The organism is Bradyrhizobium sp. WBAH42 (genome assembly GCF_024585265.1).
Classification (GTDB): Bacteria; Pseudomonadota; Alphaproteobacteria; order Rhizobiales; family Xanthobacteraceae; genus Bradyrhizobium.
Map to the genome: position 1 here is coordinate 7,728,325 of NZ_CP036533.1, position 15,345 is coordinate 7,743,669.

The following is a 15,345-nucleotide window of genomic DNA, read 5'->3' on the forward strand; positions in this document are numbered from 1 at the left end:
GCGCTTGATCCGAACGTAACGTCAAATTGTAGACTCTACGGAAATTGAAAGCTGGTCGAGCCAACGCACGTTTGGCTTGGAGCAGCCTTGACCTGCAGGGGTGTCTGATCACAACCACTTGGGATCACTTCAGTGAGCATTGAAGGCTATACAATTGCAAATACGCAGCGCGCTTCTGTTGCAAGTGCGGCGATTCTCTTCTGCGCTCTCGCCGCCCCGCTTGCGCGCGGTTCTGAAGTAAAGATCGCCGTGGCTGGCCCAATGACTGGAAGCAGCGCCGCGTTCGGCGCGCAAATGCGCGATGGTGCAGCTGCGGCGGTTGAGGAATTGAACGCTTCGGGCCTACTTCCGGATAATGCGAAAGTTATATTGAGGGTCGCTGACGACGCCTGCGACCCAAGGCAAGCTGTCGCAGTTGCGAATAAGCTCGCGACAGAGCGCGTCCTGTTGGTAGTTGGCCATTTCTGTTCCTCTTCGTCGATCCCGGCCTCCGACATCTACGCTGAAGCAGGCATCGTTCAGGTGTCACCAGGCTCGTCAACTCCTCAGCTAACAGAGCGCGGCCTTAAGACTGTCTTTCGGATCTGCGGCCGCGACGACCAACAGGGAACCGTTGCCGCCGAGTACATTCACGTGAACCATCCCAACGAGAACATCGCGGTGATCGACGACAAGAGCACTGCTGGAAAGGGCATTGCAGATGTGGTCGAAGCCGAGCTTCATCGATTCGGACGACAAGTCAGTCGGCAAAGCTATGTTGCAGGTGAACGGGACTTCAGAGCGCTGGTCTCAAGAATGAAAAAGGATCAAGTGCGCGTCGCCTATATCGGCGGCTATCATACCGAAATCGGATTGTTTGTGCGCCAGGCATCAGATGCAAAAGCAGACTTCATAGTCATGGCAAACGATCCGCTGATGACCTCTGAATTCTGGGCGATTACCGGCAGCGCTGGGAATGGCACATTGTTTACCTTCATGCCCAATCCCGCCGGGAGTGCCAAGGCGGCCGGCGTGGTCGCCGGACTCAAAGCTTCCGGCCTGTCCGGTGAAGGCTACACGCTATACGCCTATGCAGCTGTGCAAGCCTGGGCAGAGGCGGTGAACCGGAGCGGCTCGTTCCATGCTACGCGGGTCGCCAGCGCACTTCGTTCACGGCCGGTCGACACCGTGATTGGCCCGGTCCGGTTCGACAAAAAGGGAGACAACTCGGCTTCTGGATTTTTGGTTTACCGCTGGCGCGACGGCCGTGTTGAACGTGTCAAGAAGTACTGATTGGCACGCACCGCCGGCTCCAAACCCAATGTATCACGAATGACGAGACGCCCTCAGAACGTTATCGCAGCGATACTCGCTAGCTCTTTTATACTTGCTGCTTTCGGAACGTTTTTCGCGCTCGCTGCGGCGCTCGCAGAGCTAGCTAGGGTCGAGCTGACGGAGTTGCTACGTCCGATGATAGACAAATAGCAGCCCCGTTTTCCCGATGCGTCCGGCAGCACAGGACCGCTGAGCGGTCGACTACAGTTCTGGCGGGTCTGAAGGCATGACCTTTCTGTCGCCAAGTGATTGAAGGTTCTGGGGGGAGGAACGGCAAGCTAACGAGTTTATAGTCACGCTATGGCTCAGATGAGGGCGCGTTCGCTACTTCGATCAAACTGACAGCCGGATCGCCATTGACGCATTCTCCTGTACCTATCATATCGCGCAAGCTCGGATCCACGCAGGGAGAGAGCGGGACGGCATGAAGCAATCAGGACCCACCACATAGGCTATAGTCGGGTACTGTGGGTAACCACAGCTGGTGGATCGTAGGCGCCGACGTTGCATCTCTGTCTCTTCGGCTTTGGACTACCCCAGAGCTTCTTGGGGTCCACTTCAAACTATTCGCAAACGTGCAGCCCTGCGGCTGTTTCCTTGTCAATCATGATCGGTGATCAACGGATCAGCAGCCCTGCCCGACATCCCTTTAGACGTGGCTCTGAGCCCAGACCGCGGGAAGCACCAATTAGCCGGCTCCGATGAAGGCGGTGAGACTGCTCGCGGGCGCTATCAACGAACTGGATGCATCCCATCAACACTTTCGATTTTACTAATTGAAGCCAAACACCGCATAAGTCGACGCCGGATTACGGAAAGAACAGTCCACGAATGTCTCGTGACAACGATTCCTTGCAGGTTGGTCGTAGCCCAATTCGTGTCTGTCGTGGCTGCATCACGCAATGTTTGACAACGAAACACGCGGGGCACCAATGCAGTGCGATGAGCAACCGCAGGCGGGCGCGCAGCCTATCACGTTGTCGTCTCTCGCCTTTGCGATGATACTTGGCGGCTCTAAGAAGACAGCTTTCACGCGCACTGTTCGGCGAAGGTAAATGCGTCCGCAGCATAGAACTCGGGCAGGTGAACTGTCCTTTGCACCGGTGCGGGCCGGGCTTTTCGCTCTGACCAGAGCCGATAGCATCAACAATCCAGCCGTGTCGCCGCGGCTCCAAGCAAGGCAGTACAACCACCCGTGTGCCCCCGACTGGAGGCACTGCAGTTATCCGACGCGCGGGACGGCTCGATCACGGTCCAATAGACTTCCGGGCCATCTACAACGCTTGTCGGCTTTTCCATATACGCTCACTTCCCCTTTGCGATTCTGTCGCGGGACATGTGTGCCGCCCTGTTTGGGGATCGTGCGCACCTCCTGTGCAACAGCGATTCGTCCGCCGACGCATCCGGCGTCTGGCGAACGGGAAATGACTAGGCTTATTCCGCCTGTCTTGCATTTCACCACTTTGGAGAAATACCGTGAAACTTGACCCTTCCAATTCACGCATACAGGATCTCGAGGATCGCATCGACCTGCAACTCGACATCGTGGCCGCGCTCATGCGCGAAGAAGGCAACGAGCTCGAGGCGATCCGGCTGCTCAATGCACTCATAGGCCAAATGATTACGGCGGAGTTGGAGCTCGGCCAGCGTGGTGATACGAGCACCGGTGACGGACGAATGCGACTGTTGCGAGACCGTGGCGTTTACCAGCCCGAGGACCTTCAGTTTTTGGGACGCCTCTTCGATCAGACTGTGGCGGCATTACCGGCAGCGCTACGAACCTCCGTCAATCGAATGACGATCGCCAAGCTGATTGTTTCCCGTGCGGCGGCGGACTGAACTTTCATTTTGCTTTTTTCTGGACGTCGACGGCGCCGACCGAACGTTTATCGCTGGACTGACACTCGTGCCAATGTCGTCCGCACCAGATCGAGGGTATGCGGCTTATGGGCTCCCGTCCATAAGCGGGTCGCGTCCGCTGGCTTTCTATATCGCAACTGCTCGCGACGACGTTCGAGAGCAGGCTCGCTTTATCTCGCGCCGCGGACGACACAGTTACGTTCGATCTGGCAAGAGCTTGCTGTCCCTCGTCGCCCGTGGCCACCAAGAGCTGATAGCGCGGAAGCGCAGCCTCACACATACGTTCGAGACACCGGACCGCTATCGCCGCTTCCGACCGCTGCCTGCGCCGACCTTCGAACTCGCTACATGTATCAGATACGATTCCCAAGGCAGCCCTAGGGGATGTGGTGCTTCTTGCTTCGATCAAGATCTACCAAATAAGGCAGCTACGACATGTTGGATGTGTGGCACCCTTCAAAGCTAATGCTCGGAACAGGGCGATCAGCCACTCCGCACGTTAGCAATCTTTCCGCGAGGCACCCCGAATTGTCCGCCGCGCACTGGTGGCGCTGAGACGCGGCGCGCACCACCTGTCCGTATCCGAGAACCTCACATAGCTTTCCGATATCCCAATATTGGGGTTGGGCCGCTCACGTCCGATTAGTCGTGACTGGTCTGGCGCGGATCTTCCGATTGCAGGAAGAATATCCACGATTTAGTGTCGATGCCAATCAACTGCCCACTACGGTAAAGAAGAGGGCTAGAATCCCTGCTCGTTTCACTGCTTTCAGAATTATCGACTGCGCCTGGCAATACGACATTCGGTCATCCGACTTTCAACAACGATCTGTAAACTTCCCTAAAGCACCGAGAGCAGCTCGATCGGGGGTCTGCACGCTGATGTCTTGCTTGCTACACGTCACGAAATCTCGGTTAGCTTTTGGGAGGGTACTCCCTTGTGTCAGGATGTCGAGGAGTGTTCTAGATGGTTCAGTTTTCTTCTGACCAAGTGCAGCTGCCAGATGCTGTCGTGAGCGTCGCATTTGACAAGGCTTGGGGCTTCATCGAGAAGGATCCCTTGCTGGCACATAATCTCAAGGCCGTCCTTCATAGACGATTGCGCACTTACCTTGAGTGTTCGATAAGAAAAGGCGAACGGAATACTCTGACTCTGGCAAACGAGGCGATACGCAACTTGCGTGCTGAACTCGCGCCGTCGACCGAGCAATGAGCGCTTGCAGCCGTACCGCTGGGAGCGTCTGGCCGGGTAAACGCAATTAACGGGTCTACGCGATAGACAAATCGGGTCAGAGCGTGGTCGAGCAGACTTTCCTCTACTCATGCTCTGCCCGGCGCGCCCGTAATCAAGGCCTTCATTACCGATCCGTCTGAGCCGTCAGCATGCACGAAGTGTTTAAGCGCGGCCTCGTTCTGCCGTTTGCAACAGAAGGAGCCAAGCACCTCCCAACTTTGCGGTCGCATCGCACGCCATGATGAACGGCTCGTGTCCAAAGAAGGCGCCCGCGAGGCGCCACTGCCGGGCCGCAGCGTCTCGATGACTGTGGAGCAGCGGCATTTTGCGCGCTCAGCAATCTGACGCCGCGTACGATTGGACACCTTTCTTTCCAAGACATGTTGTGCGGCAGTTACAGCAATTCGCGTTCATATTGATAAACGCACGGCGCCGGGGGGCACCGAAAGGAAACGACACTCGAATGAAAAACATTCTGATTCTGACTGCAAGCATCGGCGCACTCGTTGCGGCCACTCCCTCCTTCGGCACGGACTTGGCCGGGCAGCCTGTCAAGGTCAAAGCGGCACCGCTGCCGGCCCCGGCCCCGATTACCGATTGGTCCGGCTACTATATCGGTGCAAATGGCGGCTGGGGAACGAGCCACAATTGCTGGGATTTCAATGGCGCCACTCCCGAGGGCTGCCACAATTCGACTGGCGGGACCATTGGCGGCCAGATTGGCTATCGTTGGCACATCTTCAACATGGTCTACGGCATCGAAGGTCAGGGCAACTGGGCCGACTTCAACGGCTCCAATATCAGCACCGCCTTTCCGGCAAACACCGTTGGCACCACAACAGATGCATTCGGTCTACTTACGGGCCATATCGGCTACGCGTTCAATGCCGTGCTACTGTACGGCAAGGGTGGTGCTGCGGTTACCAGCAACACCTATCAGGTCAACTCGGTGACCACTGGTACCGAGATTGGCAAAAGCAGTGATGTGCGTTGGGGTGGCGTGCTGGGCGCCGGTGCCGAAGTCAGCCTCACGCCGAACTGGTCAGCTGGCGTCGAGTATAACCACTTCTTCATGCAGCGCAGCAATATCAGCTTCCCAGGGGCTCTTGGTACGGATCGCGCCCACCAGGATGTCGATCTCATCACCGCGCGGCTCAATTACAAGTTTGGCTCGCCCTTCGCTAGATAGAGACCTCCACGCGGTTGCGTGAATCGGAACCCCGGCCCGCGGTCGGGGTTCTTTCGCGAGTTGATCCCACAAAAACGGCAATCATGATATTGGTAGGGAAGGCGACAGCACCATCTGCGAAGCCGGGGCACAGGGTGACTTACAGCAAGAAATGCAGCTTACCTCGGCGGTCCGGCCCTCTCAGGGCGAAAAGCGCAACCCTATTCCAGCCCAGTCAAGTACCAAGTTCGGCAGTTTATGGGACGGTATACACACGACACTCGCTAAGGACCTTAACCTGACTGCAGCTCCGGCCGCGCCATCCCCACTTAAGCGCCCTTGCGGAAACACAACTAGGCCGCACCTGATGCACAACTTATGAAGGGCTCGGTGGAAAAAGGCGAAGATCTTCGCCAAGATCGTTGAGGCATGACTTCTCCGCTCTTGACGATCATCTCGCTGCTCTACGCGTTGGCGAGGGGTACTGCATTTCCGTTGCTAATAACTTTCATTGGTATGCCACCGCCACAACAGAGGTCGGGCGGGGCACCCACTTTCGCCTGATCAAGCGGTTGCGGCAATCTCCTCGACGCCTAGATAGGCTCAGCTCGCATTCGCGCAAGAGCATCTGCAGGCTCGGTTGGTCTACCGAACCACAAACTTCCTCGATCCTTTGTGACCGGACTGGAATACCAGGATGGGAACGCATTCATGCAATGAAAACCCGCAGGATCGCCACCCCAAATCCTGCATAGACGGCTCGAGCTCGCCGCATCGAGAACATAGTGACTGGATGGTCGACGCCTGACCAGCGGCCTATGTGACACTGAGAGCTGCAGGTGCATCACATCGATGCGACGCGAATGAAGGATAACGGAGTAGATATGCGCGATCTGGCAGCGATCGATAGCTGCAAAGGCTATGTTCGAAAGAAAACAGCCCAGCTGGTCAGTCAGAATAGACCATCCAAATAGTGCTACGTCTGATGTATCTGGCCAGAATTTGCTTTGCTATCGGCAGAACGTCCACAACCGTTGTGAGTTGGTGAGCTGCATTAGACAGGAACGAGACGCCGCCGAACCAAGGCGCCCCGACGCACTCGGCCGGGGGGCTGAAAGTGCGCCGGGTTCGCCCCAACATCATCAGTACATCCGTGATGATGCTTGTGGCAATGAGACAAGCAGCGTGGCGGAATTGAGGCTTATGCATTTGATACTAGAGATCAAAGCGAGTTTTCGTCGGCTGCGCCGACGGACTTGAATCGCACGTCGCGTCACGTTGTACTATTGCGCTCCTCTTGCTCTCATCCAGCAAGCAACTTGTATCCGTGGCACGCCGGCCTTTGACGGGAGGCATCCGTTGAACCCTGTGAGCAACCAAATCGGCTTTTGCTTGGAAAAAACGGTTTGAAACTCTGCGGCAAGCTCAGCTGCTTCCGGTGAGACCTGCAATCCCTGTTTTCGTCGCAAAAATCACTGGCCCTCAGCGAATGCCGAAACGACGTGTGCTCGCATGAGCGATCGAACGTTGCGCGGGCTCGTCGGGCACGTCTAGTCGCTTCGACCGTGCTCTCATGAGAAATTCATATCCTAAACGTTCAGCATAGCCGCGAACGAGCGACTCTCACTCCCTCGCCCTGTCCCTGAGTCGCGTTCGCAGTAACATCGAAAACGGGACCAGATCTCAGAAACCGCCACGCGGGTTTGACATATCGCAAAGACATTAGAGAGGGTATCCGTCAGCTTTATGCTGGCCTGAGCATTGGAAAGTTAGGACTTGCAGACCTCCCTTCTGAACAAGTATTGCGATGCTCGCCTGCCTTGGTACACCATCTATCCAACCGTACGGGATTTCTCCGCGATGGTCGGTGCCAAGACGTGTGAGACATGGCTGAGGCGACTGCCGCCCGACGAGCCCGTATCGCTCTACATCCACGTTCCGTTCTGTCGCTCTATCTGTTGGTATTGCGGCTTCCTTACAAGCCTCACTCGCAGCGAGCGACCGGTCCGCAAATACTTGGCAGCATTGCGAGAGGAGATCGGCTTGGTCGCAAAGCAAGTGCCGAGCGCTCTGCCGGTGAGCGACGTGCATTTCGGCGGCGGGACGCCGACGACCATTGCACCGCGCGATTTTCTCGCCTTGATGGAACTCCTGCGCCACTGCTTTGCGTTCATAAAATCAGCTACCATCGCCATAGAAGTCGATCCGCGTGGGGTCACGCCCGAGATGGTCGAAACGTTACAAGCGGCCGGGGTCAGCCGCGCGAGCATCGGCGTGCAAAGCTTCGATCCGGTGGTTCAAAGGTCGGTCAACCGCGTGCAGAGCGAGGTGCTGACGGCTTCTGTCGTCGAAACTCTACGCCAGCATGGGATAAACCGCATCAATTTCGACCTTCTCTTCGGACTACCGCATCAAACGGTGCGGTCCTGCGTGGACACCGCTCGGACAGCTCTGGCCATGCGGCCAGACCGGCTTGCAGTTTTCGGCTATGCTCACGTCCCCTCCTATATGAAACGTCAACGCCAGCTCGATGAGACGGCGCTGCCGGACAATATTGCCCGCGCTGAGCAAGCCGCGGCCATTGCAAATACCCTGGTCTCGGCCGGCTACCGCCAGGTCGGGCTCGACCATTTCGCCCCGCCCAACGACGAGCTCGCCCTGGCGCAGAAAGCTGGCCGACTGCGGCGCAACTCCCTCGGTTATTCGGCTGATACCACCAAAACCGTAATCGGCTTAGGTCCGTACGCCATCGGCCGTTTGCGTGAGGGATATGTGCAGAACGAGATCGCGACCACTTCCTATTACGAACACGTTCGAGCCGGCCGCCTGGCAACCTCAAAAGGCTATTGTCTGTCGGCCGAAGATCGCCTCCGCGCCGCAATCATCGAGCGTCTAATGTGCGATTTGCACGCCGACATACCAGCGATCTGCGCTGCTCACGGATTTGATTCGATTCCACTTCTCAAGTCTGCAGGCCGGCTGGGAATGCTTGCCGAAGACGGGATAGTGGACATTGAAAAGGGCTTAATTCGGGTCAAGCAGGAGCATCGGTTCGTCGTTCGTGCGGTTGCTGCCGCATTCGACACTTATCTCGACCGCACCCCCATTAGCTAAGCCACGCCTCGAGCGGAGTTGGAGACTCGAGTACACCTGCAACAGTCTCAACCTCAAGGCTCGGCTTTCTTCGGTCCTACGATCACTGGTGTGCCTCCGAGAGAAACAGGCCCTTCTCGTTTGGACCGGCCGAAGGGTTTCCTGGCGCTGCTTGAACAGCCCGGGCTGCCGACAAAGCAGTCGCGGGAGCAGCAGATGGGAGAGGAGTTAAACTCTGCAGCGAGTCGATTCGCGAGGTCAGGATCGTGATCTGATCCAGGATCCCTTTCAGGTCACCACGCTGGGCAACGGCCCGGCGCTTGAGTTCCGCGATCTCATCGTCAGCTTTCTGTTGCGCCTCCCTTATCTCGGACTGAACCTGTCTCCCCTGGTGACGGTTTGAAGCGACCTCCTGCACTTCTGGCGACTCGACAAATTGTTCAAAATGGCCCAAAGCCACGCGCCAGAAGCGAGCCGACGAGGACAAGCGGCAGCACCAAAACCGCGAGAATCCGTCTTGACGGCCTGTGCAGGAGCGGCCGCACGTCTGAACCGGCCGGTTGAGCAATCGACTCCATTGCTCCTCCCTCAACATCCCTTCCAGCAGGTTTCTTTGTCGACGCGAGAGCCTACGATGCTGACGCGCTTCTAAGGGCTACCAGCGTCCACAATATGCAATCTCGCCCACGTTCCCGATCGGCTGCTCCTGCTTCGATGCTATTCCCTTCAGCAACTCGACGATTTGCGCTCGGTCTCCATGGTAGAGTCCCGCAGCGAGCAATGGTTGTCGTCGTTTGGCCGTGGCGATGGCGCAGCATTTTTTCCTCATTCAGAAGATTCTTGCAGATTTTCTCGAGCGTCGCACGAATGCAAATCGTCCGCGGCTTCCTGCATTGTGTTGGATAGAGCAGCCTGGCCTCAGGCCTTGACGACATCACAAACTTCATCCGGGACACGCCACATAGGCACAACGGCTGAAAGGCCCTGCCGCGATGGCCGATCGGACTAGTTATCATTGCAAGCTGTTCAACTCCCAATTCCGGCGGGTTGCTTGAGATGGCGGATAGATGGCAAGCGTGACCAACGAACGCCGCGCACGTCATGGACTCCGATGCAACACAGACTCTGCACTGACAACCGCGGTAACACAGCCAGCGACTTGCTCGCAGATAGGCGCCAAAGCCGCTGTATGGCTGTTTCCTCCGGCCTCCTGGGCCATCAGGTTAGACCTCGTGCTGTGATTGCCGGACGCGCAAATTCAAAGACACCTCGGCGAGCTTGGCGATTGTCTCGTGTTTCCGTGACAACGATGCCAATGAAGCGCTTCATGAAGCCTGGCCTCACCGCCAAATCGGCTGACACACGGTGAGCAAAGTGGACATTCGCAACGCTTTCGTGACCATTGCAGCGAGGCGCTGCGCGCTCGTGATTAGCATCTTGATGAACCAACGCTCGGGGCTGGCTCTCGGCGCACCGCCCTCGTTCATAGCCGTGGTTTCGAAGCGGATCATCGCGTCGCGAGCTAACAGCTTTACAAGGCGTGGGTGGTTCTTGTCGGAACAATCGAGATCCAGCTCGCCGCCCTCGCCCTCGAACGCGGAAACCCTGAGAGCTTACTCTTGGTCAATCAGGCCGCCCCGCATTCTATTCATGGCCGGCAGAGATGGAAGCAAGGTGCGCGGTGCGTGATTGCTTTTTTGAGACGAGTTTTCCGTGGGGATACCCGGCGGACAAAGCACTTTCCTTCCATTTAAAGCCGAGGGGAAAGCAACCTTGGCTTGTTATCGCAGTTTCGCTAGCAGCTTATCTGGTCGACAATTCCGTACTGGCACAAAGCGCCAGCGGGCTTGATCCTAGTAGCCACCCTGTGGATCAGGCCAGCAAAAGACGAAAGGCTTCTGATCCGGCCGAAAAGCTCCGGATGGGCCTGGCAACCAGCCCGCGTTCCCCGGCGGCAGCACCAATTCCCGGTGCGCCTTTCGAAAAGCGCGCTCGTGCGGACAGAGCTACTCAGACTAGAACGCAAAAGACGGTCGATCCCTTCGCACGGTACGACAATCTGCGTGAAAAAGGAGTGTGGTTCAACATACCTGGCGCTGTGGACACGATCGATCAGGACAAGGGCGGCGTTAGATCGGCGCTTGCAGATGTCGGCATCGGCTACATCGGCTGGACACACAACAGCTTTGCAAACAACCTGCTGCCGAATGCCGCCAGAAGTACTATCGCAAACCAGCTCTATATGGGCCAGAATCCGACCTTCGCGTCGGCAAACTTCATGATCGTCACCTACGATCTCAGCCAGCTTGGCATTTCCGACGGACAAATTGTCCTAGGGGCCGAGCAGCAACACTGGACGTGGGATCGCCCGGGACCAGATCGAGTGGGGCTCAATACGCTCGCCTACTACCAGACTTTCTTCGACAAGACACTAGAGCTTAAACTCGGCTATCTCAGAAACCAAAATGAATTCACCGGCACATTGTTCGGAGGGATTACAGGATCGAACATGTCTGCCTTGTTCCAGGGGGGCATGAGCACCAATGCCGCACCGACGCCTGCGGTCAACCTGAAGTACAATTTTGACCGTGGCTTGTACAACAAGGTCTCCGTCCAGCGCTCAATTAGTCCAGATGGTCCCTATGTCCAGATAACGGAGAATCCCACGGGCTTGAACTGGAGCACGCCCCACGCAGGCATTCTTCTCATTGATGAAGCCGGCTACAGGAGCAAGGCAGCTCCCGGCGTACCCGATACGTGGCTGCGGGCGGGCGTTGGTTTCAACACCAGCCGGTACACGAGTTTGACGGATCCCAAGCGACGGAGGGAAAGCGGGAATAGCTTTCACTACATCGCTGCGGACAGGCAGTTCTGGCAGAACGACCCCGATGGGACCCCATCTCGCGGCATCTATGGCGGCTTCTCCATTATGGAAGCTCCGCCGGACCTGAACAGGATCAGCCGGTATTGTGAGCTTCGTCTTTACGCGAGGGGAGCATTTAACAGTCGGCCCAGCGATCTGATTGCACTCGTTGCTAGCAACACGAGCTGGAGCAAATTTGCGGTGGATGCTGCGGTCGCCAAGGGGCAGCTTGCGCATCGAGAAACAACGGCAATCACCGCAACATATACCGCCCATCTGATAACGTACAGAGTCTTTCGCACTTTCAGGATTGACGGCTTCTTCTAGAATGAAGGAGCTTTGAATGAACGATGGGAATGCCATGGGTCAGGTGATCCAAATTGATGAGGCCCGGATTCGAGATCAATAGGAGCCGCCTTCCTGCCTGGCATCAAGCATGGCTTCATGCATGGCATCTGCCATAGCCCACCTCCAAAAAAACAGGTCATACCAGGCTGTATCGCAGCTCATTCGCGCGATGCCCAGGTGGGGGGCTCATGCCGATTACAGTGAATCCACAATAGCGTGGTCTGAGCTGAAAAAAGAAAAGCAAGAGTCCAAGGCTAGTTGGCAAAAGAAGAAGCTCAATGAAGAGGTTGCGGCTAGAATGACGTTAGGACAGCTGCTTGCCCGTGATCCGAACTCAGAAATTCGTGGCTGGTTTGATCAAATAGCACTTCGTGCAGATCCGACGTGGCTTCCTCCTAAGAAAGCTGTTCAAGCCGTTGGTTGAGTCAGTAGCTGGCTAAACAGCCCTTTTAGTGCGACATCATCGAACTGATCTGAGCGCCTAGTTGCCTTTAGATCAGGTGCCGACCGGGGGACGTCAGAGGATATTTCGGCAATTGTATTGATACGATCGTTTACGGATGAGACAGCTATCTCTATCTGATCCTTGCTAATGGACGCTCGTCCTCCCAGCTTCTCAATGGAAGCTATGTAATCATTAAGAGTAGATTCTGAATCGATGTCTGAGACAGTCTGTTCGATGTCTCTGACCTGACGCCGTATCTCATAATCCAAAGCCTCGGTAATGCCGCTACTGAAAGCGCTGCTCCAGTTGTCTATGGCATCAGCCAGCTTTTCGAGCTCATCGAGCGGTACCGTCCTTTCAATCATCGCGATAGCTGCAACCTCAATGCGATCGGCCAATTTTTCCGCATCCGGAAGATCTTCAAAATAATAACCGTCTCGGAGTTTTCCGATAAGCTCTAGGGCGTCATCACCGTCCCGCCAAGAGTCCAGGCCGTCGATGGGATTTTCCGCTAGGATAAATGCAATATCGAGGAAGCGTTGGTCCTTTGTCTCTCCCCACCACTTTAGGAGAAGCGTTATGCGGTCTGTATTTGAAAGGCCTGTTGCTTGCAAATAGGTCATTCCATTGTGGACATTGCGGCTCCAGACTGGCAGCGTCTTAAAGGCAACTGCAACGTTCAAAAAGTTAAGGGCGAGTTGCTTCCGATCCTCCTGCGGGAGGCCGAGAGATTCAATGTGATTCCACACCTTGAATGCCCAATTCGTCTGCTGTGCGGGCTTCGCACATTCCGCAAGTATTGAAACATCTCGAAGGTAAGTCGTAAGATAGTCGCGCAGAGAAGGATTCACGAAACTCACCTCCTGATCGGAGATGGTGATGAAGCCACCCTCCAGTATCTTGAGCGATTCCTCGAAGTCCTTCGCATCCCTCGGATCGCCAAAAGCAGAGCAGAGGAGGGGGTGAAGGTTCTCATAAGCATTCTTTAGGTCGGCAATCTTGGCACCATACTCGGCACAGAAGAAAAGAGTGTACAGGAGGTGCTGGCAGGCCTTTGAGATATGAGTCCGGAAGGCGATGTCCCAAAGCTTAGAGGGATTGGCGAGCGCGGCAAGGAATGCGGCTGGATAGGATGCCGGATCCAAATCATCTAGATGGGTGGTATCGGTCATCCATTCGATCACTCGGGGATTGTAGTTTTTGTGATCGACGACTTTCTTCAGGTCCCCGCTATCGATCAGGGCGGTGATATACGGTTGGGGTGTCCCAGCGCCAAGCAGGTGGTTGTAGAGGATCCGGGCTCTTATTCGCCGCGTATAGATGCCGACATCGAGGACGTACTTGCTTACATCCAGTCTTTGGTTAGCGAGATTCTCGGATACGCGCAGCGCTTCTTCAAAAATGTAAGCTCGCGTCGTCAGGATAAATCGTGCATTCGGAGATGTCCTCACCCGTTTGATAAAGCGAGCAAGGTCTGAATCTTTGTGGGCTAATGCTTGCCGGTCGAGGGCAACTTTGCCGAGACAGTCGTCGAAGAAGAATACCTGTTTCTTGGTGTCATCGATGAATTTGAAGCCGTCTTCCAGACTGCGAATGGCGATAAGTTCCCACTCATCAGCCATGTAAGCATATGCGAGCATTTCGGCTAATGTGGTCTTTCCAACACCCGGTGGTCCGGAAACAATCAACACATGGTTTGCCTCCAAAACGCGAGAGGCCTCGTCGAAGCTTGGATTGGGCGCAAAAACGCGAATCTTGGCTTCTATCTCGGACTTGGTCATTGCATTGAAGGCATGGGCCGATGAATGAAGGATCTTTTCAAGCATCGCTGTGCCGGAGAGCCACAGCTTGATATGTGATTTGGCAATATCTGGGAAATCACGGAGCAGGGCGTTGAGATCGCCAGGACCTTTAATATCCGCATCATTCAATAGAGATGGACCGATGATAGCCCTGAGCTCTCCCTTGTTTGCGGCAGTGATTGGGCAGGACGTGGTGAGGAGGTATCTTGTAGGATTCAATTTATCTATGGAGGCGCGCTCCTTGCCCACCTGTGTCTTTAACGACGAGAATTGCGAGCGTGCGTAGTGCTTGGCCTGGAGGATGGTTGATTTGCCATCGCTAGTATGGCGCCCGTCGGCTCCGCCGTCGGGGCCGGGTGCAAAGACTTCGAATCGTATACCAATTTCCCGACCAACTAGGTCTGCGGACAGCTCTTCAAAGTCAGCTGGGGATAAATTGAAAAACTCGTAGGACATAGACCTAGGGTAGCTCAGCGTCCCTCTGGTGACATCACGGAAAATTATTCGCTGTTCAGCTATTCAGCTCTAATTGGTGGTGAAAGGTCAGACAAAGAGGATTCCCTGAAGCCCATCTGGGAATTATCGTTCGGCGCACTACTGCGTCCGAACGATCGGTCGGAGCCAAACATGGCGCCAAAAGTGGCCGTGGGCTTCATTTCTAAAAGCCGAATGCATTATCGTTTGCCCACTCCTGTGCAAACGAAAAAGACGTCCTTTCTCCTGCCTCATCATTGAGCGGTATGATGGTAAGACAAACCATTGAAAAAGCGTAAATTTTTACACAGTCTCTTACACATACACACATTTTGTTAAAATTATATTGGTAAATCAACTAGATGCTCGAAGGCTGTTTGTCTCATAACCTGAAGGTCATAGGTTCAAATCCTATCCCCGCAACTAAATAAGATGCTGTAATAACAGCAGAAGATCAAAAGGCCGCTCCTCGGGGCGGCTTTTTGTATATCCGGAATCGCCACCGAGTCGCCACGGCGATGCCGATGTCGTACCGCCGGTTCGAATCCCACTTCGGTCCCCAAATTCGTCTCCAGAGGGAGTCACTCTCCGCATTCGAAAATGGCCCTAGTTGCAGCGGGGTACCACGTTTGGCCTCTCACGGAGGTTCGCGATACCCTAGGAATTGCCAGCGCTCCGGGCCGCGAAACTCTGGGCGACAATAAGCCGTGATGACTCCGTGTCTATACGTAAGATCGAGCGCTC

Annotated in this window: 9 protein-coding genes; 7 read left to right on the plus strand and 2 right to left on the minus strand. The window is 55.5% G+C overall.

The window, feature by feature from the left end:
- Positions 1-132: 132 nt before the first annotated feature.
- From DCG74_RS36300 to hemN, 5 genes are all read left to right on the plus strand, one after another.
- Positions 133-1,272, plus strand: coding sequence for a branched-chain amino acid ABC transporter substrate-binding protein (locus DCG74_RS36300; RefSeq protein WP_257187495.1), 1,140 nt, complete (start codon positions 133-135; stop codon positions 1,270-1,272).
- Between the two features lie 1,518 nt (positions 1,273-2,790).
- A complete protein-coding gene (locus tag DCG74_RS36305) occupies positions 2,791-3,153 on the plus strand; it encodes a NolY (RefSeq protein ID WP_172789347.1) in 363 nt (120 codons plus the stop codon).
- 988 nt (positions 3,154-4,141) lie between these two features.
- A complete protein-coding gene (locus DCG74_RS36310; protein WP_172789348.1) occupies positions 4,142-4,387 on the plus strand; it encodes a hypothetical protein in 246 nt (81 codons plus the stop codon).
- A 484-nt stretch (positions 4,388-4,871) separates the two neighbouring features.
- Positions 4,872-5,597 (plus strand): outer membrane protein, encoded by a 726-nt coding sequence (locus DCG74_RS36315; protein ID WP_172789349.1) that lies wholly within the window; start codon positions 4,872-4,874, stop codon positions 5,595-5,597.
- A 1,755-nt stretch (positions 5,598-7,352) separates the two neighbouring features.
- Positions 7,353-8,690: an oxygen-independent coproporphyrinogen III oxidase gene (gene hemN / locus DCG74_RS36320; protein ID WP_172789350.1), complete on the plus strand. Its 1,338-nt coding sequence runs from the start codon at positions 7,353-7,355 to the stop codon at positions 8,688-8,690.
- Positions 8,691-8,772: 82 nt separating this feature from the next.
- Here the strand turns inward: hemN and DCG74_RS36325 are convergent, their stop codons facing one another.
- A complete protein-coding gene (locus DCG74_RS36325; protein WP_246709073.1) occupies positions 8,773-9,156 on the minus strand; it encodes a hypothetical protein in 384 nt (127 codons plus the stop codon).
- Positions 9,157-10,332: 1,176 nt separating this feature from the next.
- Between DCG74_RS36325 and DCG74_RS36330 the strand changes: the two genes are divergently transcribed.
- Positions 10,333-11,859, plus strand: coding sequence for a carbohydrate porin (locus DCG74_RS36330; RefSeq protein ID WP_172789351.1), 1,527 nt, complete (start codon positions 10,333-10,335; stop codon positions 11,857-11,859).
- A gap of 121 nt (positions 11,860-11,980) precedes the next feature.
- Complete coding sequence (locus DCG74_RS36335) at positions 11,981-12,304, plus strand: hypothetical protein (protein WP_172787534.1); 324 nt, start codon at positions 11,981-11,983, stop codon at positions 12,302-12,304.
- Here DCG74_RS36335 and DCG74_RS36340 read toward each other — a convergent pair.
- Complete coding sequence (locus tag DCG74_RS36340; protein ID WP_172787535.1) at positions 12,289-14,583, minus strand: restriction endonuclease; 2,295 nt, start codon at positions 14,581-14,583, stop codon at positions 12,289-12,291. The genes DCG74_RS36335 and DCG74_RS36340 overlap by 16 nt on opposite strands.
- Between the last annotated feature and the right edge of the window lie 762 nt (positions 14,584-15,345).